This is a genomic window from Shinella sp. AETb1-6 (genome assembly GCF_009826875.1).
Taxonomy (GTDB): Bacteria; Pseudomonadota; Alphaproteobacteria; order Rhizobiales; family Rhizobiaceae; genus Shinella; species Shinella sumterensis.
Map to the genome: position 1 here is coordinate 76573 of NZ_WUMM01000005.1, position 23561 is coordinate 100133.

Sequence of the window (23561 nt, forward strand, 5' to 3'; positions counted from 1 at the left end):
CCGAAACCCGATGCGCCACATCGCCGTCATCGACATCGGCAAGACCAACGCGAAAGTCGCGCTGGTCGCACGCGAGAGCCTGACGGAAGTCGCGGTCATGCGCAGGCCGAACGCGGTGCTGAAGGGCCCGCCCTATCCGCATTATGACATCGAGGGCCTTTGGGATTTCATTCTGGACGCGCTGAGACGCTTCCAGGCGCAGTTCGGCGTCGATGCCATTTCCATGACAACCCATGGCGCCTCGGCGGTGCTTCTCGATGACGAGGGCAAGCTTGCCGCGCCTGCGCTGGACTACGAATTCGACGGTCCTGACGGCCTTGCCGCGGAATATGATGCCGCCCGCCCGCCGTTTGCCGAGACGGGTTCGCCGCGCCTGCCGCTTGGCCTGAATCTCGGCGCCCAGCTCTTCTGGCTGTTCAGGACAGTTCCGGGATTGCTGGAGCGGACGCGAACGATTCTGACCTATCCGCAATACTGGGCCTTCCGCCTGAGCGGTGTCGCGGTCAACGAGGTGACGTCGCTTGGTTGCCATACCGATCTCTGGGATCCGGAGGCCGGACGATATTCCACGCTGGTCGAACGTGAGGGCTGGGCGGTGTTGATGGCGCCGGTGGTGCGCGCGTCCGACCGGCTGGGTCCGGTCTTGCCTCAGATCGCTTCGGCGACAGGGCTCGCGCCCGCGACACCTGTCATCTGCGGTATTCACGATTCCAATGCCTCGCTCTATGCCCATCTCGTTGCCCGCGACGAACCCTTTGCCGTCGTCTCGACGGGGACATGGGTCATCTCGATGGCCATGGGAGGCGCCAAGGTTACACTCGACCCGGCGCGCGATACACTCGTCAATGTCAACGCCCACGGTGACGCCGTTCCCTCCGCCCGCTTCATGGGCGGTCGGGAATTCGAGCGCCTGATCGGCGACGCCCGCAATGCCCATGCGGCCGCGGATGTCGATGCCGTTCTGGCGCGTGGTGTCATGCTTCTGCCGGCGGTCGAAAATCAGTCCGGCCCGTTTCAGGGGCGCAAGGCGGAATGGACGGTGGACGCGGCGACATTGGCGCCGGCGGAACGGTTCGTCGTGGTCTCCTTCTACCTCGCGCTGATGACGGCGACGGGGCTCGAGATCGTCGGGGCGCAAGGCCCGGTTCTGGTCGAAGGTCCGTTCGCCCAAAACGCGGCCTATCTCGACATGCTGGCCGCCTCGACCGGCCGGCCTGTGGAAGCCGTAGCCGGCACCGGAACCAGCGTTGGCGCTGCCTTGCTGGATGCGGACGGCCGACCTCCCTCCACGGACAGGGCAAATCCACGCCCGCGACACGAGGCTGCGTTGCGTCGCTATGCCAGCGCGTGGCAGGCGCGGCTCTAGGCTGAAGGATCGGCGATCAGCGCGCGAAACCGCGCCATGATCTCTGCATTGGCCGGATTGTAGACCATCATGTTGAGGTCCGGCCGGCCCTCGACCGCAAAGCTCGAGAATTCCAGCTCGATTGATCCGAGGTGAGGGTGATGAAGGCGCTTGATGCCTTCGCGCGCGCCCGCAATTTCATTGTCGTCCCACATTGCCTTGAATTCCGGACTGTTGGCGGAGAGTTCATCGACCAACTGCCGGATTTCCATCCCCGCGCCGGCGCGTGCGGCGTCCGCACGAAAGGCCCCGACGACATAACGGGCGACGTTGCGCCAGTCGTCCTGCGCAGCGCGCACCCGCTCGTCTGAAAAGATCATGCGCAAGATGTTGCGCTGGTCCGGCGGCAGCTTGGCATAGTCCGTCAGGATGATCGCGGCCGCCTTGTTCCACGCCACCACGTCCCATGTTGCCGTCCGGATGATGGCGGGGCTGAAGGGCATGGCGTCCAGCACGCGTTGCAGCCGGGGCGTGATGCCGTCGTGCTGGCGATAGTGCGGCTCGGGGGGATGGCCGAATGCCAGAACATGAAGGTGATCGCGTTCCGGCTCGGTCAGCATGAGCCCCGCGGCGATACGGTCGAGCACATGGGAGGACGGGCCCCCGCCGCGTCCCTGCTCCAGCCAGGTGTACCATGTCGGGCTGATATTGGCGCGCTGGGCGACTTCTTCGCGGCGCAGGCCCGGTGTGCGCCGCCGCCCGGGCTGGAAGCCGAAGGTCGCCGGATCAAGCCGCATGCGTCGGTCGCGCAGGAAGGTCCCCAGCGCATTGTCGTTGGCGGTGCCGCTCATGCGATCCTGTTGCTCATTATACTAGGATAAAGTCACTACTTTAACAGGACAATTTTTCATGAGATCCCGGTGCGCGTCAATGCAGGAGATGTTTCATGCGTGTTTTTCTGACAGGTGCCACCGGGTTCATCGGCTCCCGGATCCTCAGTGAATTGCTGGCCGGGGGTCATGAGGTCATAGGCCTCACGCGCTCCGATGCCGGAGCAAACGAGCTTGCGCGCGCCGGCGCTTCCGCCCATATCGCAACGCTGGACGATCCGGCGCGCCTCGCGCGTGGAGCGGAGAACGCCGATGCCGTCATCCACACGGCGTTCGATCACGATTTTACGAACTTCGTGGCCAATTGCGAAAAGGATCGTCGGGTCATCACGGCGCTTGGATCCGCGCTCAAGGGCTCGGACCGGCCCATGCTCATCACGTCGGGCGTCGGGCTCGGCAATCCCGGCAACGGAGAGCCCGCGCGCGAGGACGTGTTCGACGCGCACCACCGCAATCCGCGCATCGCCTCGGAACTGGCGGGCCAGGAGCAACTGGAAGCCGGCGTCAATATCGGTGTCGTTCGGCTTCCGCAGGTGCATGACACGGTCAAGCAGGGCCTCATCTCGCCCTATATCGCGACGGCGCGCGAAAAGGGTGTCGCCGCTTATGTCGGCGAGGGCGCCAATCGCTGGGCGGCCGCACATGTAAGCGATGTGGCGACGCTCTATGTCCTGGCACTGGCGCGCGCCGAGCGCGGCGCCCGCTACAATGCCGTCGCGGAAGAGGGCATTGCCATGCGCGATATCGTCGGCGTGATTGCGGCCGGCCTCGGACTTCCCGTGGTTTCGCTGTCGCCGGACGAGGCCGAACGCCATTTCGGCTGGCTCAGCCTCTTCGCCGTGGCTGACATCAGCGCCACCAGCGTGCTGACCCGGCAGAAACTCGGCTGGGTTCCGACGGGGCCTGGTCTGCTTGATGACCTCCGGGCGATGAACTTTTCCATGCTCGATGCGTGAACCCGCTGGCTTGCCTCGACGAAACCTCCGCATTGAGGCGATGCCATCGCAAACTAGAAGTTCACGAGCAGGTTTGCCTGGGCGGTGTGGGAATGCAGGCCATTGGCGAACGCGCCTGAATAGCTGAGCGTAAGGCGAGCCGATTTCGAGAGCCTTGCGGTAACGCCGGCTTTCACGACGGCGGCGTCGCGGGGCAGGGACACGCCTTTCAGGATGAAAGGTGACCCGCCGGAAAAGGCAAGGGTCGCGGGTGGCGACAGATCGCCGGCCGCATGCTGCCAGCCGAGCGTTCCTGTCAGGGTTACCGGAATGTCGTAGGCCGGCAGGTCCGCCGAAAAGCGCGCACCGATGGTGGATATGACCAGATCGCTTGAGCCGCTGCCGGCTGTCAATGCGGCCGCCCCGCCCGTTTCGCCGAAAGCATCGGTATCGAGATTGACATAGGCGAGGTTGGCGAAGGGCTGGAGCCTGACAGCCGACAGGTCCATATCGGCGGACATCTCGGCGAAGGCCTGCAGGCTATCGCTGTCATAATCGGCTTCGACGCGATCTTCGAAATTGCTGAATGCGATCGTGCGTCGGGTTGATATCGCGTTGCGGCTGTAAATTGCCCCTCCCGTGAGGTTGACAGACCCGACCGAGCCGGCGGCGTAGACGCCGACATGATAGGTGTCGGCATCCGCCTGTGGCTGCACGGAGAGACGGCTATAACCGACGAGACCGCCCAGACGCCAGTCGTCGGCGACAGCCAGATCGCCTCCGACGATGCCGCCTGTGAACCGGCTGTCCACGCCTCTGGCATTGCCGTCGGCCGAAAAGTGGTTTTCCGCAAGCGCGCCTGAGCTCCAGAAGGAAACGCCATCATCCGGCATGTGCCGGTCGCTGATCAGGAAACCCGCGCGATCGAGCACCGCCTCGCGGGGAAAGCGGCTTTCCAATAGGAGCTGGCTTTGCAGGGAGGCGTGCACCTCGCCGTTCAACTGCGCAAAGGCGTTCGCAGCGGTCGTGACATCGAGTGGCAGCACGGAGAGGAAGAGCGGGTTCGAAGCGCCCAGCGCTTCGACGGCCGCTGCCGTGGCGCGGTCGTTGCCGGTCTGCGCAACGTCGGAGAAGCGGACATCGTTGCGGTCGAGATCGACGTTCACCTGCTTTGCGCTGTAGACGAGTGTCGGCGAAAGGAAGGCGAAATCGCTCTCGATGGTGCCGAAACGACCCGTGACGCTGTCCGCCGTCAGGATTGTGTAGCGGGTCGTCAGACCGTAGGTGCCGCCGGCATTGTTCAAACGCACCGTGCCGCCATCGATGGTGAGGGCGCCGGCAACGTCCACCCTGTCGGCGCTGCCCGCGCCGGTGATATCGACATCGTAGAACGAGCCTGTGCCAAACCGCAGGTCTCCGTCGACGGTCAGCGTGGCTATTCCGGGTCCTGGCGAGAGCACGCCGCCTGAATTCACCGTAATGCCGCCCACAATTCCGGTGCCGGACAGCAGGCCGCCATCGAAAACATCGATCGTGCCGTCCACCGTGCCATGGTTGACGAGCGCGCCGCCGGTGATTTGGACCGCCCCGGCGATTTCGCCCGTATTCGTGAATGTGCCGCCGCTGTTGGCGAGCCCGGCGACGATGCCGTCGTTGGAGGCGATGCCCGCATTGACGACGGCGCCTGTCCTGCCGCTGTTGTTGTTGGTGAAGGTGCCTTGGGCGGCGATATTGACGTCCGCCAGCGTGGCATTGTTGATGACCGTGCCGCCGTTCACGGATGTCGTGCCCGTCACTTCCCCGCCGCTGTTGTTGGTGAAGGTGCCGGCATCGTTGCGGACGGAGGCGATCGTTCCGGCATTCGTGACGCTGCCGGAATTCCTGATGGCGCCGGCCTGTGCATTCGTATTGTTGACGAAGGCAGCGGCCGCCGCGACGTCGGCATCGGTGATGATGAAGTTGTTGGTCACCGTTCCGCCGGTGATCCTGGTCTGTCCGGTAATCTCGCCGTCGGTGTTGTTGGTGAAGCTTCCCGCCGTGTTGGTCAGGGAGGCGATGGTTCCGGCGTTGGACGCATTGCCGGCATTGGTGACCGCGCTCGCCGTTGCATTGCTGGCATTGGTGAAGACGCCGCCCGAACCCACGACGACATCGTCGAGCGTTCCGTTGTTGGTCACGCCGCCGCCGGTCACGGTCGTTCCGCCCGTGACCTCGCCGTCGTTGTTGTTGGTGAAGGAGCCCGCATCGTTTCGGAGGGAGGCGATGCTGCCCGCATTCGACGCAGTGCCGGCGTTGCGCACATTCCCAGCGATACCATTGGAGTTGTTGATGAAGATCGCGGCGGCGGCGACATCGGCATCGGTAATCACGAAATTGTTCGTCACCGTCCCGCCGGTCGCCCTGACGTTTCCGGTGATCTCGCCATCGTTCGTGAACGTGCCGGCCGTGTTGTTCAGTGCGTCGAGCGTGCCGGCATTGCTCGCGGTTCCCGCATTCGTCAGCGTGCCGGCGGATGCGCCATTGTTGTTGGTGAAGGTGCCGCCCGAGGACACCGAGACATCGCCGACCGTGCCGTTGTTGGTCAGCGCCGTCGTGTCGCCGACGGCGGCGCTGCCGAGCGCGCCGTTGACGGAGACGTTGCCCTTGTTGAGGGTCAGCTTCCCATTGAGAGTGCCGTCAATGAACAGGCTGCCGTCATTGAGCTCGACATTCGAATTCATCACGCCATCGGCATTGATGCCGAGGCTGCCGGACTGGATCGTCGTGTCGTTCTTGACGGTCAGGCTGCCGGTGTTGCTGATCGTGACATTGCCGCCATCGATGTCGAGCTTTCCGACCGTGGCACTGTCGGTGACCTGGGGCGAGCCGGTATCGACCTCGGCCGTGTCGTTCTCGCCTGGCGGGGACGGGGTCCAGTTCGATCCGGTGCTGAACTCGTTGTTCGTGCTGCCGGACCAGACCGACTGGGCGTGGGACGGCGTGACCAGGGCGACGGATGCCAGTGCCGTGAACAAGCCGATACGTCGGGAATAGGCCTGGAGCGGTTGACGTTTCATGGGGCCGCCGATGCTTGTAGCGCCGCCATCCATCGGCGGATAGATAACAATCCCTAAGCAATCATGGTTAACGAGCGGTAAAAGTCATGGCCAGGAAGCGCCGCCGGGTCCGTCGATCGCCGTTTCAGGCCGTGTGCGAGAGGATTCCTTCGATGGTCTCGCAGATCGACAGCAGATCGCTGTCGCGATTGCGTGCGGCAGTCACCATAAGCCCTACGGGCATGGCGCCTTGGTTGCGCACAGGCAAGGAAACGCTGGGAGCGCCCGTCAGGTTGGCGTGCGTCAGCGAGATGATCTCGTCATCCCCTTCCGTCGAGAGGGCAGGGTCCGTGTCTGGCGCCGTGAATGGCACGGTCGGGGCGATCACGGCATCGAGATCGGCCATCACGCTTTCGAATGCGCCGAACCAGCGGCGCTGTTTTTCGATGGCTTCGATATAGCGCGTTGCCGGTACCGTCATTCCGGTCTCAAGGAGATCGCGTGTTCCCGGCGCAAAGCCGTCCGCCCTCTTGGCCATCGTCGTCCTGTGGATGACGGCCGCTTCCGGCATCAGGATATCAAGCAGGGCGGTCGCCATCTCGGCAGGATCGGGAAGCTGGATTTCTGTCAGCGCCACGCCGGCCCGCTCGAGCGACAGGCGTGCCGCATCAAGGGCGGCGCGCACATCGGCCTGCACGGCGCGATGGTTCCATTGGTTCCCAACGATCCCGAGGCGCAACGGCTTCGGACTCGGGCGGGCGGGGGCCACGCCGGGGTTGAGGACGGAAAGGGCGATGCTTGCGTCGGCGCTGCTTCGGGCAAACAGGCCGAGGTGATCGAGAGAGGGAGAAAGCGGATAGACGCCGTCCAGAGATAAGGCCGCAAAGCTCGGCTTGAAGCCGATGACGCCGCAATAGGCGGCAGGAGCCCGGACGGAGCCGCCGGTATCCGTCCCAAGCGCCAGGGGCACGATGCCGGCGGCAACGGCCGCCGCCGATCCACCGCTCGATCCGCCGGCCGTGCGGTTTGGATCGTGCGGATTGTTCGTCTGGCCGAAAGCAGGATGCGCCACGCCGGCGGCGAATTCCAAGAGGTTGGTCTTGCCGAAGAGGATCGCACCGGCCGCGCGCAGGCGCGCCACGCATTCGGCATCGCGCGCGGCATGCCGCGGCGGCACGGCCTTTGTGGCAAAGGTCGTCCTGACATCGGCGACGTCGATGATGTCCTTGATTGCGACCGGGATGCCATGCAGCGGCCCGCGGTCCCGCCCCTGCCGCAGCTCCTCCATCAACCGCTTCGCCTGGTCGAGAACCTCCGTGGTCATCGGCTCGATGAAGGCGTTGAGATCAGGTTCCAAGCGGGCAAGCCGGTCCTGCGCCTGGCGGCAGGCATCGAGCGGCGTGAAGGCGCCGGACCTGTAGCCGGCCGCCAGTTCGCCGACCGAGAGGAATGCTGTGTCGATGGTCATCGCGCGTCGCTTCCGATGATTGCGTTCGACGCGCAGATCGGCATGGCAGACATCGATAGGCAATGATGCCCGCAGTCACCAGCGGCCACATGATACCGCGGATGCGGGGTCACAGATGGGAGAGCACGGCCGAGATCAGCTCGCGTTCGGTGGTGATGTCCAGCTTCTCGTAAAGCCTGAGCTTGTGGTTCTTGACACCGCCGGTGGTGATGTTGAGCTGCGCGGCGATCGCGGCGTTGGAATATCCCTTCAAGGAAAGGGCGAGAATTTCCTGTTGCCGCTGGGTCAGCTGATGAACGCGCGCGAAATGGGAGAGGCGCTCGTCGAGCCCGAAGCTATTGCGTCGGAGCAGATAGACCTCGGCGCCGGCCAGGATCGCGTCTGGGCAGTCGTCATTCAGCCGTGTCAGCGACCAGCCATCGCGGCCGGACGTTTCGGCGATGCGGACGGAACCGATTTCCGCCGGCTGGGGCTCCCGGTCGAAGGCCTGGGCGGCGGCGAGCGACCAGGTATCCGACTGGTAGAGCACCGTGTTGTTGGCGTTCATGATCATGACTTCGGGCTTGCCGCTGGTGTTGTGATGCAGGAACAGCGAAACCTGACGATCGATCGCACGCAGGATATGCTGGTTGTGCATCTCCACCAGCATGGTCTGCAACTCGCGCGCCAGCGCCAGTTCCTCCTGCGAGAAGAGATTGCCCTGCCGGTCGAGGCAAAGAGCGAGAAAGCTTCCGTCGCTGATCGGAAAGAGCAAAGCCAGCTCATCCTCGATGCCGAGCGTGGAATCGACATAGCGGGCATAGACCCTGTCGAGGGTACCGTTGCTGCGCAGTTGGCCCAGGCTGAACACCCGCGCATCGGCCTGGTCCGTTCTCTTGGAGAGCGGATCGCGCTGCCACATCCTGTCGGAATACAGCGCCTTGGCGTTCACGTTCATGCCGTTTTCGGAGACGATCAGCGGTTTGCTCAGCGCATCGTAACGGGCGATGATCCAGAGGTCGCACGGGATCATCTGCCGCACGAATTCGACCATGCTTTCGTAGAAGTTGGGATGACCGAGATTGCGAAGCGCGGCGGCCATCAATGCGCCGAAACCCTGGGGCAGGCCGGACGCTGTCGATAGGGGCATGCTCTTGGACATGAACGGGTCTTTCAGCGGTGTTTCATCCATCGACGCAATTTTCATGCCGGCTCCTGCACAGGCACGCCACCCGGGCGACGGGCGGTGACTGCGGTCACTATGGATACCGGAATGGGCAATTGTCTATTGTGAGTGCGCGATTTCTAATCAATTAAGGTCGCCAAAAGGCGCCAGCTCAGGGGAATGTCCAGATGATCGATGACAGCAAGCGCGCAAAGCCGTTCAACCTCTCGCGCCGGGAGCTCCTGCGTCACGGTGCCAATGCCGCACTGTTCGCGACCATCGCCTCGCAGGTCGACCTGACCAGGCCCGCTTTCGCGAACGAGCAGAAGCTGACGGGCCCGCTCAACGTGCTGGCATGGTCCGGCTACAATGATCCCGAATTGATGAAGGGCTTCACCGAGCTCACCGGCGTCGAGCTCAACGTCAAGGAAGCCGAGAGCAACGGTGCCCAGCTCAGCCTCGTACAGGCCGGCACGGTTAAGTTCGACGTCATCAACCCGGACGCTGTCTGGACCTCGAAGTTCGCGGAAGCGGGCCTGACCCTGCCCATCGAGACGGCCAAGCTTGCCTCGATCGAAGAGACCATGCCGATGTTCCGCAATCGGCCCGAGACCATGTATGACGGTCAGGTTTACGCCATCCCGACCCGTTTCGGCGTGAACGGCTTCGTCTACTGGCCCGACAAGATCTCCGCGGAAGCCGCACTCGACGCAGAGCTTGCATGGGATCCTTCGCTGAAGGGCCGGGTGGAGATCATCGACTGGCCGGAACTCTATCTCTGGATGACCGGCAAATGGCTGGGCATGGAGACGCCGGAAACCGCGACCGGCGACGATCTGCAGAAGATCCTCGACAAGATGATCGCCTTCCGTCCGAACATGCGTGCCCTGCAGAGCGACATGGGTACGGTCAAGACAGACCTGGCCAACCGCGAGGCCTGGATGGTCTGGGGTTCGTCGAGCGACAACGTGCGCACGACGGCCCGCCTGTCCGGCGGCAATGTCGATCTCGCCATTCCCAAGCAGGGCGGCGCGATGTGGATGGAAACGCTTCAGATCGTGCGCGGCACGGAGCACCTTGCGTCTGCCCTGGCCTATATCGACTACATGACGAGCGCCAAGGCCATGAAACAGATGGCATGGGGGGCCGACAAGTTCGCGGTCACCAATTCCAAGGTCAAGGATCTGCTCACCGCCGATCAGGTCAAGGCGCTTGGCCTCGACATGATGGAGGAATGGGTTTCCAAATGCACGATGAGCCAGGCGCCCGTCGACGACATGGCCTGGGCCGATGCCTGGCAGACATTCAAGGCCGGCTGAACAGACGGCGCATAAGGGAATTTGCCATGCATATCCGTGTGATCGTCCCGGTTCTCGATAGCGACGAACTGGTTGGGAAGGCCGAGAAGGAGTATCGATCCTTCGCAGGCGACGGGGTGACAATCTCGGCCGTGCCGCTCAGGCGCGGCACCAACTCCATCGAATGCGGCTTCGATTCGACGCTGGCCGCGCCCGAGGTGATGAAGCTGGCGCAAGAGGCCGAGGCCGATGGCGTCGACGCCTGCACCATCGCCTGTTTCACCGATCCTGGCCTCGTCGGCGCGCGCGAACTGGTGTCCATTCCGGTCGTCGGGGAGGGCGAGGCGGCGCTGCACATGGCCGCCATGCTCTCGACGCGCTTTACCGTGGTGATCACGGAGAAGCCGTTCTTCTCGTTGATCCGCCGCACGGTTTCCCATTACGGCCTGTCGTCGAACCTCGCCTCGGTGCGCTCGGCGGATGCGAGCGTCATGGATCTCAACGAAAGCCATGTCGCCCACATCGTGGCGGAATGCATCGACAGCGTCGAGCGTGACGGCGCCGAGGCCTTCGTCATGGGCTGCACAGGCACCGGCTTCGATATGGCGATCACCATCGAAGACGCCCTCAAGGCGCATTTCGGCGCCTATATCCCGGTTATCGATCCGGGCAAGGTTGCGCTCCATTTCGCTCGTGCCATGGTCGCGACCGGCTTGAGCCATTCCAAGATGGCTTATCCGCGCCCGGCCTTCGATCGTCGCGAATACGAGTTCGCGTGATGGCAAGCGCGGGTCGGACGATGATGCAGGCCGGTGCCGGATCGGCCGAGAAGCGCCGGCGACGGTTTGCAGCTGCGGGCATTGCGCCGCTCATGCTCTGGCAGTTCGTCTTCTTCGTCGTCCCCGTCATCCTGCTTTTGGTGATCAGTTTCTGGCGCACACGCAGCTACCGCATGGTGCCGGATTTCACTTTCGCCAACTATATCGCGGTCTTCACCAACGGCGCGATGTGGCGTGCGCTCCTTCTGTCCGTGCAGACAGCGGCTTTCGTGACGATTGCCTGTGCAGTGCTGGCCTATCCGATCGCGTATTTCATCGCCAAGAAAGCCGGGCGGCTCAAGGGTCTGCTGCTGATCGCGGTCATCGCGCCGTTCTGGATCAGCATCGTCATGCGCGTTGCGGCCTGGCGGCTTCTGCTCGGCGAGAACGGCGTCATCAACCAGTCGCTGCTGTCGATCGGGCTGATCGACCAGCCGCTCGGCTTCCTGCTCTATTCGCCGGTCGCGACGTCCATCGGCCTCGTCTATGCCTATCTGCCGCTTTACGTGCTGCCGCTCTATGCCTCGATCGATGCCATCGAGGACAACTGGATCGCGGCCGCGAAGGACCTGAACGCCGGGCCGATGCGCGCCTTCTGGGAAGTGACGTTTCCTCTGTCGCTGCCCGGGCTGATCGTCGGCGCGGTGTTCTGCTTCATCTTCGGTCTCGGCGAGTTCGTGACGCCGGCGCTGCTTGGCGGCGGCAAGCAATTGATGATGTCGCAGGTCATCCAGGACCAGTTCCAGCGCCGGCTCGACTGGCCCGCGGGTGCGGCCATCTCGATCGTCATGCTGGTCATCGTCTTCGCGCTGCTGGCCGTGTCGATGAAATGGTTCCGCAAGGCAAGCGGGGAAAAGCTATGAGCGCACGTTCCACGTCGTTGCAGGAGAGGGGCGGCTTCGCGCTGCTCAGCCTCTATGCGGTGCTGATCTACCTGTTCCTGTATCTTCCGATCGCCGTCATCGTGCTCTTCGCCTTCGATGCCAAGCCGATCCCCGGCCTGCCGCTCGACACGCTGACGACGGGATGGTTCGTCGAAGCCCTGCGGGACCAGAAGCTGACAGGATCGCTCCTGACCAGCCTGAGGCTGGCCGTCGTCTCGGCCATTCTCTCGACGCTGCTGGCCATGCCGGCCGCCATGGTGCTGGCGTGGCTTCCGATCCGCTTCAAATCTCTCGTCATGGCCATGGTTCTGGGGCCGGTCGTCCTGCCGCAACTCGTGCTGGGGCTCGGTCTGGTCATCCTGCTGCGCTCGGCCCCTGATCTCGTGGGCGAGCCGGCGATCATTCTCGCCCACACCACGATCACATCGAGCTACGCGACGCTTATCCTCTATTCCCGCTTCCTCGGTTTCCGGCGCAGCTATATCGAGGCCGCGATGAACCTTGGCGCAAGCGAACTGGTCGTGTTCCGCGAGGTCATCCTGCCTCTGGTGCGACCGGCCCTGATATCGGTGTTCATGCTTGCCTTCACCGATGCCTTCGGGGAATTCGTCGTGGCCTGGTTCGTCGCCGGCTTCACCGAAACGCTGCCGATCACCATCTGGACCTCGCTACGGCAGGTGATTTCGCCGAAGGTCTACGCGCTCTCCTCGGTCATCATTCTGGTGACGCTCGCCATCAGCCTCGTTTCACAGCTCTGGGTCATCCGTCAGACGCGTCTCACCAGCAAAGTACAGACCTCATGACCAATACCAAGCCTCCGGCCGTCGAGATCGACGCCATCACCAAGTCCTATGGCGAGACCACCGCAATCCGCGGCGTGTCCATGGACGTGCGCGACGGCGAGTTCGTGACCATTCTGGGCCCGAGCGGCTGCGGGAAATCCACGCTGCTGCGCATGATCAGCGGTTTTGCCGAGCCGACGACGGGCGATGTGCGGATCGGTGGAAAGTCGGTGGTGGGGCTTGCGCCCTACAAGCGCGATACCGCGATGGTCTTCCAGGACTATGCGCTGTTCCCGCACCGCACGATCGCCGAAAACATCGCCTTCGGCCTGCGGATGCGCAAGGTCGAACGTGCGGAAATCGCACGCCGCGTCGATGAGATGCTCGCGCTGATCAACCTGAGCGGCTACGGCGGGCGGCGCGTCAGCGAGATTTCGGGTGGCCAGGCGCAGCGCGTGGCGCTGGGGCGCGCGCTCGTGGTGCGGCCATCCGTCTTGCTGCTCGATGAGCCGCTTGGCGCGCTGGACATGAAACTGCGCAAGCAGATGCAGGCCGAGCTGAAGAAGATCCACCGTGAGCTCGGGCTGACCTTTGTCGCCGTCACCCATGACCAGGAAGAGGCGCTGACGCTTTCCGACCGTATCGCCGTCATGAACGCGGGCAGCGTCGAGCAGTTCGCCGATCCCGAGACCCTTTATCGCCGGCCGGCCACGCGCTTCGTTGCGGATTTCGTCGGCGGCGCCAACCTGATCGATGCCGAAGTCGGGCCGGCTGGTGCCCTGCTTTTCCGTGGGCTGCCCCTGAGCGGCATCGCGTCGGACGCCGTGAAGGACCGCGCCATCGGCGACAAGGTCTCGCTGGTCGTGCGTCCCGAATGCGTTGCCACGTCGGCACTCGGCGGCCAGGTGCCGGGTCCGGCCATCGAGGCTATGGTGACGGAAGTGCTGTTTTCCGGCGCCGTGCAGCAGATTGTCGGGCGTCTAGCCGACGGCTCGCTGTTCGTCGCGCACGAACAGGGCCTCAAGCCGCCGCCCGAACGCGGGTCGACTGTGCTGTTTCACTGGGACGGGTCGCTGTCCTGGCTGGTCGCCCGCTGATCTTACCGCCCCCACGAATGGACCAAAGAATGCGTGAACTCGAATTCGACGAACTGGAGGCGCTGGCGATCGGTGCCGGTGTCCTGGGAACCGGTGGCGGCAACCATCCCCATCTGGAGCTGATGTGCGCGGAAGCAGACTACCGGCGCGGCAAGCGGGTGACGATCCTCGATCCGCAGGAGCTGGCCGACGATGCGCGTGTCGCGGTCGTCTGCATCATGGGCGCGCCGCTCGTCACGAAGGAACGGCTGCCTGAGCCCGTGGCGATCTGCAAGGCCGTTCGCCTGATGGAAGCCCATTGCGGCAAACCCTTCGATGCCATCATGTCCATCGAGATCGGTGGTGAGAACGCCTTCTTTGCCTTGCTCGTTGCGATGGAACTTGGCCTGCCGGTCGTCGATGCCGATACGATGGGCCGGGCGTTCCCCGAGGCGCAGATGGCAAGCTTCGCCATCCGCGGCCTCCCGGTCGCACCCTTTGCCATCGCCGACGTGCGAGACAATGCCGTGCTGATCCCGGAAGCGGAAAACGCCACCCGCATCGAGCGGATCGGCCGCAAGATCGTCGTCGAACTCGGCTCGATCGCCGGCACGTGTGCGGCGCCGCGCACGGGCCGGGAAATCAAGGACCACGCCATTCTCAATTCCATCGGCCGCGCACTCGGCATCGGCAATGCCGTTCTGGTGGCGAAGCGGTCGGGCACCGATCCGGTCGAGGCCGTGCTCGATGTGGAGAAGGGCAAACTCCTCTTCTCAGGCAAGGTGCACGACGTGTCCAGGCGCACGACGGATGGGTTCGTGCGCGGGCGGGCCGTCGTGAGCGGCAACGGCCTGTTCGAAGGCCGCCAGCTGGAGATAGACTTCCAGAACGAATTCTCCGCGGCATGGCTCGATGGCGTGCGCGTCGCCTGCGTTCCAGACCTCATCACGGTCCTTGACGAGGAAAGCGCAGAAGCCGTCGGCACCGAGGTTCTGCGCTACGGGCAGCGGGTGAAAGTGGTCGCCCTGCCGGCCGATGCTATCATGACCAGCCCGGAAGGCCTCGCCGTGGTCGGCCCGCGCGCCTTCGGTTTCGACTTCGACTATCAGCCCTTCACGGAGACGGCGCCATGAAACGGATCGGCATCGATGTCGGCGGCACCAACACGGATGCCGTCCTGTTGGAAGGCGAGCGCATTCTCCGGTCGATCAAGACCGCCACCACTGCCGATGTGACAAGCGGTATCAAGGCGGCGCTGAACCATATTCTGGAAGGTCGCGACGGGAAGGGCGCAGGCGTCGATGCCATCATGATCGGCACCACGCATTTCACCAATGCGGTGATCGAGCGGCGCGGCCTGTCGAGGGTTGCCGTCATCCGCATCGGCCTGCCGGCCGCCCACAGCATCGTGCCGATGCAGGCATGGCCGGAGGACCTGCGTGTCGCCGTGGAGGGACCGGTCTTCCTGATCCGCGGCGGACACGAATTCGACGGCCGCAAGATCGTCGAGTTCGACCGCGAGCACATGCGAAAGATCGCGCAGGAGATCCGCGACAGCGGCGTCGGCGCCGCAGCGATCACCGCTGTCTTCTCACCGCTGACGGCGGCTTGCGAGGAAGAGGCCGCCGCCATCCTGGCGGATGTCGCTCCCGACGTGACGGTCACGCTGTCGAGCGAGCTGGGACGTATCGGGCTGATCGAGCGGGAGAACGCCACCATCCTCAACAGCGCGCTGCATGCGCTCGCCCGCCAGACGGTCGCGGCGTTCGAGGCGGCCATCGCCGACAGCGGCCTGACGGCGCCGCTCTACCTCACGCAGAACGACGGCACGGTGATGGAGGCCGCGCATGCGGCGCGTTATCCCGTGCTCTGCTTTGCCTCAGGCCCGACGAACAGCATGCGCGGCGCGCGGATGCTCTCAGGGCTGGACGAGGCGATCGTGCTCGATGTCGGCGGCACGACCACCGATGCCGGCATGCTCGTGGGCGGCTTCCCCCGGGAGGCCAATTCACGGGTGGATATCGGGGGCGTGGCCACGTTCTTCCGCATGCCGGACGTGATCGCGGTCGCGCTCGGCGGTGGCACGATCATCGATCCCGAGACGCGAAAGATCGGGCCCACCAGCGTCGGTTACCGCATTTCCGAGAAGGCGCGCGTGCGGGGCGGCGATACGCTGACCCTGACGGACATTGCTGTCCGCATCGGACGCATGGCGTTCGGCAATGCGGACCTGGTCGCAGACGTATCGGACCACCTTGCCGCTCATGTCGAAGCGTGGATCCGGAGCCGTCTCGCCGATCTCGTCGACCGCATGAAGACGAGCGCGGCCGATATTCCCGTCATCGCTGTTGGCGGTGGTGCCGCGCTGGTGCCGGACAGCCTGCCTGGTGTCGCGAGGATCATCAAGGTGGAGCACGCCGGCGTCGCCAATGCTATCGGTGCCGCGATGGCGCAGGTGAGCGGGGAGTGCGATCAGGTTTTCTACGGTGTCTCCCGCGAGGAAGCCATCAACGAGGCCCGCGAGATCGCCGACGCCCGCGCGGCGACGGCGGGCGCAAATCCTGAGAGCATCGAGCTGCTCGATGTCGAAGACGTGCCGTTGTCCTACATTCCGGGCAATCCGCTGCGGGTGCGCGTGAAAGTCGTCGGCGATCTGGCTCTATCGGGTTCGCGCGTCTAAGGGGCCCGGACAACCGGCCTCGACAGTGACGATAGTGGCTGTCGCATGCGGGCGGATCGATGTAGATATGGCCCGATTCCCAATGAATTCCGCGGGCCCATGGAAACGTCGCTTTATCTGCCGGTCAAAGGCTTTCTCGAAAAGGCAGGTTATACCGTCAAGGGCGAAATCGGGGGATGCGACCTTGTCGGTTTGAGCGAGGGCGATCCGCCTGTTGTCGTGGTCTGCGAGCTGAAGATGAGCTTCAATCTGGAGCTCATCCTTCAGGCCGTCGATCGCGCGGCCGCGGCGGACGAGGTCTGGATCGCGGCGCGGGTCTCGGCCAAGGGCAGGGGCCGCGAGGCGGACAAGCGCTATCGCGATCTCTGCCGCCGGCTTGGCATCGGCATGCTCGGCCTTTCGGACACCGGCGAGGTCAGTATCATCGTCGGCTCCGTGTCGCCGATGCCGCGGACCAACCCGAAGCGTCGCTCCAGGCTCATGCGCGAACATCAGAAACGACGCGGCGACCCGGCGCTGGGTGGGAGCACGCGCACGCCGCTGATGACGGCCTACCGCCAGCAGGCGCTCGATTGCGCCACGGCCCTGGCATCCGGCCCGATGCGGGTGCGCGACGTCAGGGCGGGCACGCCGGATGCCGGAAAGATCCTGCTGTCCAATGTCTATGGCTGGTTCGAACGGCTCGACCGCGGCGTCTACGGCCTCACCGAAGCGGGCCGGGAGGCCCTTCAGCGATGGCCGCGGGACAGCATTGCCTCAACGACAGACAATCCCACATGAAAGCCCACCGCGCTAGGACGCCTTGAGCGACCCTAGTCCGAGGAGCCAGTCGCGCACGCCCGCGGCGCGCGGCGTCAGGGGGCGTCCCTTGCGGTAGACGAGGAAGAAATCGTTCGTGGTGGTCTGGGCTTCCTTCAGCGGGCGCACCAGGGCGCCGCTGGCGACGAGGTCGCCGACCGAATGCTGCCACCCGAGGCCGATCCCCACGCCTGACAGCACGGCATGAACCACCAGGATGTAGTTGTTGAATGTCGAGACGCCGCCCGGCAGCGTGTAGTTCAGGCCGTAATGGCCAAGGAATTCCCGCCATGTCGCGCCTTCGTGATAATGGCTATCGAGATGGAGGAGATTATGGGCCGGCAGATCCGCAAGCGATGACAGAGGCCCGTGCTTTTCGAGATAACCGGGGCTGCAGACCGGAAACATCGTTTCCGCCGTGAAGGGCAGGACCTCATAGCCCTGCCAGTCCACCCGTCCATTGGTGATCGCCATCGACACGCCGTCCGCCGGCAGATCGAGTTTCTTGTCGGAATTGTAGAGCTGCATCTCGATGCGCGCATCGTGGCTGGGATAGGTCGATATCCTCGGCAAAAGCCAGTAGGTGCCCACGGTGATCGAGGCATAGACCTTGATGTCGGACGCCGCCGTCGAATGGATCTCGATCGCCGTGCGTTCGATCTGGTCGAGCCCGCTTTCCACCGACCGAAAAAGCTTTTCGCCGTCATCCGTCAGCTGCAACTGGCGGTGCTTGCGGTGAAAAAGTGAAGCGCCCAGTCCCGTTTCGAGCTGTCGTATCGCATGGCTGATGGCCGCCGGCGTGACGTTCAGTTCCTCTGAAGCTTTCGTGAAACTCTGCAGCCGTGCGGCGGCGTCGAACACGTAGAGCAGGTTCCCCGAAGGGATGAAGCGACGCATGTCTCGCATGAGCTGAATTCATCCAAATGTGAGTTTTTTTGCTAGTCACAGCCCGTCTTCTTTGGACTAGCTCTATTCGACAGTCAAATCCTGTTTGCAGGATATCCAGCTGGCCGGGAGAGGGTTGAAGATGGAAATGCTTCACGCGGACGGTATTCGCAAGACGTTCGGCAACCTCGAAGTCCTGCGCGGCGTCAGCCTGACGGCCAACAAGGGCGATGTGATTTCGCTGATCGGTGGAAGCGGATCGGGCAAGTCGACCTTTCTTCGCTGTCTCAACTGTCTGGAGCATCCGACCGGTGGCGAGATCCGGGTCGATGGCGAGGCGATCGCCTTCAAACCCGATGGCCACGGCAACAGGGAGCCGGCGTCGAAGGCGCAGATGCGCCGCATCCGCGCGCGGCTTGCCATGGTGTTCCAGAGCTTCAATTTGTGGAACCACATGACGCTCCTTGAAAACGTCATCGAGGCGCCGGTTCACGTGCTGGGCGTGGACCGCAAGCAGGCGGTCGACGAGGGGCTGCGGCTGCTTGAACGCGTCGGCCTCTACGACAAGCGCGATGTCTATCCGGCCTTTCTCTCGGGCGGCCAGCAGCAGCGCGGCGCCATTGCCCGGGCCTTGGCGGTGCAGCCGCTTGCCATGCTGTTCGATGAGCCGACCTCCGCGCTCGATCCCGAACTCGTCGGCGAGGTGCTGAGGGTCATCCGCGAGCTTGCCGAGGAAGGCAGGACGATGATCCTCGTTACCCACGAAATGTCCTTCGCGCGCGACGTTTCCAACCAGGTCCTGTTCCTGCATGGCGGCCTCGTCGAGGAAGCCGGACCACCGGCGGAGGTCTTCGGCAATCCCAAATCCGAGCGCCTCGCCCGGTTTCTGGGCAGCTTCCATTAACAGTCCAAAAAAGGGGAATGACATGAAAAAATATGTGCTCGGAATGATGGCCGGCGCCCTGCTTGCCATGAGTAGCACGGCGCATGCCGAAAAGACGCGCGTCGGCTTTGCGCCGGAAGCCTACCCGCCCTTCTGGGTCGCGGATGCGAACGGCAACTGGACGGGCTGGGAAGTCGAGATCATCGATGCCGTCTGCGCCGAGGCCAAGCTCGATTGCGAGCGCGCTCCGGTCGCCTGGGAGGGTATCATTCCAGCGCTGCTGGGCGGCAAGATCGACATGATCATGAACTCGATGCGCATCAACGACGAGCGCCGCAAGGTCATCGATTTTTCCAACAAGTACTACGAGGTCCCGACAGTCGTCGTCGCGGCCAAGTCGGCCACCGTCGACACGACGCCCGAGAGCATGGACGGCAAGATCATCGGCGTGCAGGTCTCGACTGGCCAGCAGGCCTATGCCGAAAAGAATTTCGGTGCGAACGCATCGGAGATCAGGGGCTACAACACGCAGGACGAGGTCTATCAGGATCTCGCCGCCGGCCGCATCGATGTCGCGATCGACGGCGTGGTCGCCATGAACGAGTTCCTCAAGTCGGCGTCCGGCGCGGAATGCTGCGAATCCAAGGGGGTTCTCAAGCGCGATCCGTCGACGCTCGGAGAGGGTTATGGCGTCGGCCTGCGCAAGGGTGATGATGCGCTCAAGGCGAAGGTCAATGACGCCATCGCGGCCATTCGCAAGAACGGCACCTATGACGCCATCACCAAGAAGTACTTCGACTTCGACATCTACGGCGGCGACTGAGGCCAAGGGCCGGTTCGCGTTTTCACCGACGTTGCTGGAGAACGACGATTAAAGAACTGTTCGACATGATCTGGTCTCCCGCCGCCGGCAGCATCGCGCTGCTGACGACGGGAGGGTGGGGAAGCGCCATGCTCGTCGGCCTGGCACGCTCCCTCACCATCGCGCTCGGCGCCTTCGGCCTCGGGCTCTTGATCGGCATAGCCGGCGCGCTGGGCAAGCTCTCCGGCGGGGCGGTGACGCGCCAGGCCCTCGACCTCTACACAACGATCGTCCGCTCGGTGCCCGAGCTGGTGCTGATCCTCGTCGTCTATTTCGCCGGCGCCGATCTGATCAACGGTGTTCTGACGGCCTTGGGCCAGGCGAAGATCGATTTCAACGGCGCGATTGCCGGCATTGTCGTGCTGGGCGTCGTCCAGGGCGCCTACTCCACCGAGGTCATCCGCGGCGCCATTCTTTCGGTGCCGCGCGGCCAGATCGAAGCGGCACAAGCCTACGGCATGTCGTCCTGGCTGGCCCTTCGTCGTATCACGCTTCCTGCGATGCTGCCCTTCGCGCTGCCGGGACTTTCCAACCTCTGGCTGATCGCGATGAAGGACACGGCGCTGCTCGCAGTGCTCGGATTTGGCGAACTGACGCAAGTCACCCGTCAGGCGGCCGGCACCACTAAGGCCTATTTTACCTTCTTCTTCGCGGCGGGCTGCATGTATCTGCTCGCCACGATGATCTCCAATCTGCTCTCGCGCCGTCTGGAGGCGCGGGCAACAAGGGGCATGGCCCATGTCTAGCGCGCTGGATGCGACCGCCCGTGAAGCGCGGGCCGGCACACGGCGCCGGTGGCTGGATGCCGGAACGCTGACGCCCGTTATCGCTGCCATTCTCTTCGGCACCTATGCGGCGCTGCAAATGCGCTGGGACTGGCTCGAAACCTATTATCCCTTGTTGCTGCGCGGCCTGGGCATGACCGTGCTTCTGGTGGTCGTCACCAGTTCGCTCGGCATGCTGCTGGCAATTCCCATCGGCCTCGTACAGGTCGTCGGCCCGAAATGGCTTGCCCTGCCCGCGCGCGCCTTCTGCACCGTCATTCGCGGAACGCCACTGCTCCTTCAGCTCTGGCTGCTCTATTATGGCCTTGGATCGCTGTTCCCGCAGTTTCCCTGGATCCGGGACTCCGCACTCTGGCCGATCCTGCGGCAAGCGTGGCCCTATGCATTCCTGGGCCTCACCCTTTCCTATGCCGCGTATGAGGGTGAAGTCTTTCGCGGGGCGTTCAAGGGCGTGCCGAAAGGCCAACTCGATGCGGCCAGGGCCTACGGCATGTCCGGTTTGCTGATGTTTCGCCGCATCTGGCTGCCGCAGGCCTTCAAGCGCGCAATGCCGACGCTTGCCGGCGAGACGATCCTCCAGCTCAAGGCGACGCCGCTGGTGGCGACGATCACGGTCATCGACGTTTATTCGGTGGCAGCCCAGGTGCGTCAGCAGACATACCTGACCTACGAGCCTCTTCTTCTCATTTCCGCCATCTACATTCTCATGGCGGTGGTCATCACCAAGGTTTTTGCCCGGCTCTCCGGACAGGGCCAGGACAACACCGCTTTGTCAAAATCCTGATTTCAAAGGGCAAGCCAATGCCACTCACTCTGGCCAAGAGCCTGAAAGCGCGACTTCGCAACGACCAACCCATTTTCGGCGCATGGGTCGGCATTCCCCATCCCACGGTCATCGAACTGATGGCGCGGTCGCAGTTCGGCTTCCTGCTTCTGGATGGCGAGCACTCGCCCATCGGCGTGCAGGATCTGGCAAGCCTTCTGCCGTCTGCCGAACTGCATGGCACACCCACCATCTTTCGGCCGCGCTCGAAGTCGGCAGCCGATATCAAGGCTGCGCTTGATGCTGGCGTATCGGGCCTCATGGTGCCGATGATCGAGACCGCCGCGGAAGCCCGCGCCATCGTTGCCGCCGGCAAATATGCGCCGGCTGGCATGCGAGGCATCGGCCCATGGCGGGCGTCCGGTTACTACGAGGCTTTCGAGACCTATCTTGCCGAAGCCAATGACGCCACGACCCTGATCCTGCAGTTGGAAAGCGCCGAGGGTCTCGCCAACCTTGAGGACATTCTGGCCGTCGAGGGGTTCGACGTATTGTTCGTCGGACCCGCCGACCTCGCGTCGTCCCTCGGCCTGCCGATTGGCCGGTTCGACGGCGAGATGCGTGAGGTGCTGCAGCGCACGGCCGATGCCGTAAAACGCGCGGGAAAGCTGGCGGCCATCGACGTGTCGGCGATCTCGGCCATTCCGGAACTGATCGAGATGGGCTATTGCCTCTTCACCATCGGCTCGGACATGGGGTTCATCCAGGCGTCGAGCCGCGGGCTGGTCAGGGATTTGGCAGCGTTTTCGACAGGGCAGGGCACATGATCGATCTTGAGGATACACGACAAATCGTCGGCGCGCGCAATGTCATCGACGCAACGACGCTACGTGACCGGCCACAGGATTTCTGGATCAACACCCCGACGCAGGCGCTCGGCCTTGTAAAACCTGCCGACACGGTTGAGCTTTCCGCGATTCTGGCGCTCTGCCACAAGCATTCGCAGGCGGTGATCTTCGAGGGCGGGCGCACCAACCTTGTCGGGGCGACTCAATCTAACAGCGAGACCCTGCTGATCTCGCTCGAACGCCTCAACCATATCGGCGCGCCCGACCGGAAGGGCATGACGATCGAGGTCGGCGCCGGTGCGATCGTCGAGGCTGTCCAGCAGCGCTGCGCGGCCGAAGGCCTGCGTTTCGGTCTCGATTTCGGCGCGCGGGGAAGCGCAATGATCGGGGGCGCGCTTGCCACCAATGCCGGAGGGTTTCAGGCCCTGCGGTATGGCGTTGCGCGCGATCAGGTCCTGGGGCTCGAATGCGTGCTTGCCGATGGGACTGTGCTGAGCCACCTGACGCCCTATACAAAGGACAATACCGGCTACGACCTGAAGCACCTCTTCATCGGATCCGAGGGCACGCTTGGCGTCATCACACGGGCCGTGCTCAGGCTGCATCCGGCGCCGCGGTCGGTCAACACCGCGCTGCTCGCCTTCGAGAGCTTCGACGCGGTCGCCGAGACGCTCGGCCTGATGCGTCGCGATCTGCACGGCACGCTGTCGTCGTTCGAAATCATGTGGGCCGAATTCTTCCATTCCAATGTCGACGCGCTTCTCGGCGGCCGCTCGCCGATCGAAGGCCGATATCCGTATTACATCCTGTGCGAATCCGAAGGGTTCGATCCCGAGGAGGATGCCGCGCTTTTCGAGCGGGTGGTCGGCCAGGCGCTGGAAACCGGCCTCATCGCCGATGCGGTGATCGCGACCTCGTCGCGCCAGCGCTCCGAACTGTGGAAGATCCGCGAAGACTTCGAAGCCGAGATGCTGCTCTTCAAGACGATGATCGATTTCGACGTCTCCCTTCCCGTTGCCAGCATGGAGGCCTTCGTCAATGAGGTGCAGCGCCGCCTCGATGAAGAGGTGCCGGATAATCTCGGGCTGCATGTCCTCGGTCATCTGGGTGACGGCAACCTGCATGTCACGACAGGCCTGCCGACGCCTCAGGGCAAGGGCAAGGTCCGCGCGCTTGTCTATGCCCTCATCGCGGGTTACGGCGGATCGATTTCCGCCGAGCACGGTATCGGCGTTGCCAAGCGCGATTACCTGCATTACTCCCGAACGCCCGCCGAGCTCGCCACCATGCGCCTTCTGAAAGGCGCGCTCGATCCAAAGGGCATCCTCAACCCGGGCAAGGTTATCTGACGTCTCACGGTGTGGCACACCGCACCAGTGGGC

21 protein-coding genes are annotated in these 23561 nt (G+C 63.8%); 16 read left to right on the plus strand and 5 right to left on the minus strand.

All coding sequences use genetic code 11. The features are described 5' to 3' along the window. The first annotated feature begins 10 nt into the window (after positions 1-10). Complete coding sequence (locus GR158_RS10300) at positions 11-1366, plus strand: FGGY-family carbohydrate kinase (RefSeq protein ID WP_160871018.1); 1356 nt, start codon at positions 11-13, stop codon at positions 1364-1366. On the opposite strand, the gene GR158_RS10305 is transcribed toward GR158_RS10300, so the two are convergent. Then, on the minus strand, positions 1363-2196 hold the full coding sequence (locus tag GR158_RS10305) for a helix-turn-helix transcriptional regulator (protein ID WP_160871019.1): 834 nt from the start codon (positions 2194-2196) through the stop codon (positions 1363-1365). The genes GR158_RS10300 and GR158_RS10305 overlap by 4 nt on opposite strands. 95 nt (positions 2197-2291) lie before the next feature. On the opposite strand from GR158_RS10305, the gene GR158_RS10310 reads away from it, so the two are divergent. Then, a complete protein-coding gene (locus GR158_RS10310; protein ID WP_160871020.1) occupies positions 2292-3191 on the plus strand; it encodes an SDR family oxidoreductase in 900 nt (299 codons plus the stop codon). 53 nt (positions 3192-3244) lie between these two features. On the opposite strand, the gene GR158_RS10315 is transcribed toward GR158_RS10310, so the two are convergent. From GR158_RS10315 to GR158_RS25315, 3 genes are all read right to left on the minus strand, one after another. Next, the gene (locus tag GR158_RS10315) at positions 3245-6226 is read right to left on the minus strand and encodes an autotransporter domain-containing protein (RefSeq protein WP_160871021.1); all 2982 of its coding nucleotides are present in this window, start codon (positions 6224-6226) and stop codon (positions 3245-3247) included. A 124-nt stretch (positions 6227-6350) separates the two neighbouring features. After that, positions 6351-7673: an amidase gene (locus GR158_RS10320; protein WP_160871022.1), complete on the minus strand. Its 1323-nt coding sequence runs from the start codon at positions 7671-7673 to the stop codon at positions 6351-6353. Positions 7674-7782: 109 nt separating this feature from the next. Next, entirely contained in the window at positions 7783-8859 is a 1077-nt protein-coding gene (locus tag GR158_RS25315) for a LuxR C-terminal-related transcriptional regulator (protein ID WP_246665613.1), read from the minus strand. Positions 8860-9005: 146 nt separating this feature from the next. Between GR158_RS25315 and GR158_RS10330 the strand changes: the two genes are divergently transcribed. The 8 genes from GR158_RS10330 to GR158_RS10365 all read left to right on the plus strand — a co-directional run bounded on the left by GR158_RS10330 (position 9006) and on the right by GR158_RS10365 (position 17135). After that, positions 9006-10136, plus strand: coding sequence for a PotD/PotF family extracellular solute-binding protein (locus GR158_RS10330; protein ID WP_160871023.1), 1131 nt, complete (start codon positions 9006-9008; stop codon positions 10134-10136). 26 nt (positions 10137-10162) lie between these two features. After that, positions 10163-10894, plus strand: a complete 732-nt coding sequence (locus GR158_RS10335) for an aspartate/glutamate racemase family protein (RefSeq protein ID WP_160871024.1) — start codon at positions 10163-10165, stop codon at positions 10892-10894. Then, positions 10894-11796 carry an ABC transporter permease gene (locus GR158_RS10340; RefSeq protein WP_160871025.1) on the plus strand — a complete coding sequence of 301 codons (903 nt, stop codon included), beginning with the start codon at positions 10894-10896 and terminating at the stop codon, positions 11794-11796. The genes GR158_RS10335 and GR158_RS10340 overlap by 1 nt, the downstream gene beginning before the upstream one ends. Next, positions 11793-12620 (plus strand): ABC transporter permease, encoded by an 828-nt coding sequence (locus GR158_RS10345; RefSeq protein ID WP_160871026.1) that lies wholly within the window; start codon positions 11793-11795, stop codon positions 12618-12620. Before GR158_RS10340 ends, GR158_RS10345 begins: the two co-directional genes overlap by 4 nt. Beyond that, positions 12617-13696, plus strand: coding sequence for an ABC transporter ATP-binding protein (locus GR158_RS10350; protein ID WP_160871027.1), 1080 nt, complete (start codon positions 12617-12619; stop codon positions 13694-13696). The genes GR158_RS10345 and GR158_RS10350 overlap by 4 nt, the downstream gene beginning before the upstream one ends. 29 nt (positions 13697-13725) lie before the next feature. Beyond that, a complete protein-coding gene (locus GR158_RS10355) occupies positions 13726-14808 on the plus strand; it encodes a DUF917 domain-containing protein (RefSeq protein ID WP_160871028.1) in 1083 nt (360 codons plus the stop codon). Continuing rightward, on the plus strand, positions 14805-16355 hold the full coding sequence (locus GR158_RS10360) for a hydantoinase/oxoprolinase N-terminal domain-containing protein (protein WP_160871029.1): 1551 nt from the start codon (positions 14805-14807) through the stop codon (positions 16353-16355). The genes GR158_RS10355 and GR158_RS10360 overlap by 4 nt, the downstream gene beginning before the upstream one ends. A 99-nt stretch (positions 16356-16454) precedes the next feature. Further along, a complete protein-coding gene (locus tag GR158_RS10365) occupies positions 16455-17135 on the plus strand; it encodes a DUF2161 domain-containing phosphodiesterase (protein WP_160871030.1) in 681 nt (226 codons plus the stop codon). 12 nt (positions 17136-17147) lie between these two features. Here GR158_RS10365 and GR158_RS10370 read toward each other — a convergent pair whose 3' ends face one another. Further along, entirely contained in the window at positions 17148-18059 is a 912-nt protein-coding gene (locus GR158_RS10370; protein WP_134650138.1) for a LysR substrate-binding domain-containing protein, read from the minus strand. Between the two features lie 121 nt (positions 18060-18180). Between GR158_RS10370 and GR158_RS10375 the strand changes: the two genes are divergently transcribed. From GR158_RS10375 to GR158_RS10400, 6 genes are all read left to right on the plus strand, one after another. Beyond that, positions 18181-18942, plus strand: a complete 762-nt coding sequence (locus tag GR158_RS10375; protein ID WP_305851971.1) for an ABC transporter ATP-binding protein — start codon at positions 18181-18183, stop codon at positions 18940-18942. 22 nt (positions 18943-18964) lie between these two features. After that, positions 18965-19744: a transporter substrate-binding domain-containing protein gene (locus tag GR158_RS10380; RefSeq protein ID WP_160871031.1), complete on the plus strand. Its 780-nt coding sequence runs from the start codon at positions 18965-18967 to the stop codon at positions 19742-19744. Positions 19745-19872: 128 nt separating this feature from the next. Further along, positions 19873-20529 (plus strand): ABC transporter permease, encoded by a 657-nt coding sequence (locus GR158_RS10385; protein WP_371731638.1) that lies wholly within the window; start codon positions 19873-19875, stop codon positions 20527-20529. Next, positions 20522-21352, plus strand: coding sequence for an ABC transporter permease (locus tag GR158_RS10390; RefSeq protein WP_160871033.1), 831 nt, complete (start codon positions 20522-20524; stop codon positions 21350-21352). The genes GR158_RS10385 and GR158_RS10390 overlap by 8 nt, the downstream gene beginning before the upstream one ends. Positions 21353-21369: 17 nt before the next feature. Next, positions 21370-22158, plus strand: coding sequence for an HpcH/HpaI aldolase/citrate lyase family protein (locus tag GR158_RS10395; protein WP_160871034.1), 789 nt, complete (start codon positions 21370-21372; stop codon positions 22156-22158). Continuing rightward, positions 22155-23528 carry an FAD-binding oxidoreductase gene (locus GR158_RS10400; protein WP_160871035.1) on the plus strand — a complete coding sequence of 458 codons (1374 nt, stop codon included), beginning with the start codon at positions 22155-22157 and terminating at the stop codon, positions 23526-23528. The genes GR158_RS10395 and GR158_RS10400 overlap by 4 nt, the downstream gene beginning before the upstream one ends. Positions 23529-23561 lie beyond the last annotated feature (33 nt).

Excerpts from the sequence above, each read along its gene's own strand:
- GR158_RS10300 (WP_160871018.1), top strand. The coding sequence starts at position 11 with ATGCGCCACATCGCCGTCATCGACATCGGCAAGACCAACGCGAAAGTC.
- GR158_RS10305 (WP_160871019.1), bottom strand. The coding sequence starts at position 2,196 with ATGAGCGGCACCGCCAACGACAATGCGCTGGGGACCTTCCTGCGCGAC.
- GR158_RS10310 (WP_160871020.1), top strand. The coding sequence starts at position 2,292 with ATGCGTGTTTTTCTGACAGGTGCCACCGGGTTCATCGGCTCCCGGATC.
- GR158_RS10315 (WP_160871021.1), bottom strand. The coding sequence starts at position 6,226 with ATGAAACGTCAACCGCTCCAGGCCTATTCCCGACGTATCGGCTTGTTC.
- GR158_RS10320 (WP_160871022.1), bottom strand. The coding sequence starts at position 7,673 with ATGACCATCGACACAGCATTCCTCTCGGTCGGCGAACTGGCGGCCGGC.
- GR158_RS25315 (WP_246665613.1), bottom strand. The coding sequence starts at position 8,859 with ATGAAAATTGCGTCGATGGATGAAACACCGCTGAAAGACCCGTTCATG.
- GR158_RS10330 (WP_160871023.1), top strand. The coding sequence starts at position 9,006 with ATGATCGATGACAGCAAGCGCGCAAAGCCGTTCAACCTCTCGCGCCGG.
- GR158_RS10335 (WP_160871024.1), top strand. The coding sequence starts at position 10,163 with ATGCATATCCGTGTGATCGTCCCGGTTCTCGATAGCGACGAACTGGTT.
- GR158_RS10340 (WP_160871025.1), top strand. The coding sequence starts at position 10,894 with ATGGCAAGCGCGGGTCGGACGATGATGCAGGCCGGTGCCGGATCGGCC.
- GR158_RS10345 (WP_160871026.1), top strand. The coding sequence starts at position 11,793 with ATGAGCGCACGTTCCACGTCGTTGCAGGAGAGGGGCGGCTTCGCGCTG.
- GR158_RS10350 (WP_160871027.1), top strand. The coding sequence starts at position 12,617 with ATGACCAATACCAAGCCTCCGGCCGTCGAGATCGACGCCATCACCAAG.
- GR158_RS10355 (WP_160871028.1), top strand. The coding sequence starts at position 13,726 with ATGCGTGAACTCGAATTCGACGAACTGGAGGCGCTGGCGATCGGTGCC.
- GR158_RS10360 (WP_160871029.1), top strand. The coding sequence starts at position 14,805 with ATGAAACGGATCGGCATCGATGTCGGCGGCACCAACACGGATGCCGTC.
- GR158_RS10365 (WP_160871030.1), top strand. The coding sequence starts at position 16,455 with ATGGAAACGTCGCTTTATCTGCCGGTCAAAGGCTTTCTCGAAAAGGCA.
- GR158_RS10370 (WP_134650138.1), bottom strand. The coding sequence starts at position 18,059 with ATGCGAGACATGCGTCGCTTCATCCCTTCGGGGAACCTGCTCTACGTG.
- GR158_RS10375 (WP_305851971.1), top strand. The coding sequence starts at position 18,181 with ATGGAAATGCTTCACGCGGACGGTATTCGCAAGACGTTCGGCAACCTC.
- GR158_RS10380 (WP_160871031.1), top strand. The coding sequence starts at position 18,965 with ATGAAAAAATATGTGCTCGGAATGATGGCCGGCGCCCTGCTTGCCATG.
- GR158_RS10385 (WP_371731638.1), top strand. The coding sequence starts at position 19,873 with ATGCTCGTCGGCCTGGCACGCTCCCTCACCATCGCGCTCGGCGCCTTC.
- GR158_RS10390 (WP_160871033.1), top strand. The coding sequence starts at position 20,522 with ATGTCTAGCGCGCTGGATGCGACCGCCCGTGAAGCGCGGGCCGGCACA.
- GR158_RS10395 (WP_160871034.1), top strand. The coding sequence starts at position 21,370 with ATGCCACTCACTCTGGCCAAGAGCCTGAAAGCGCGACTTCGCAACGAC.
- GR158_RS10400 (WP_160871035.1), top strand. The coding sequence starts at position 22,155 with ATGATCGATCTTGAGGATACACGACAAATCGTCGGCGCGCGCAATGTC.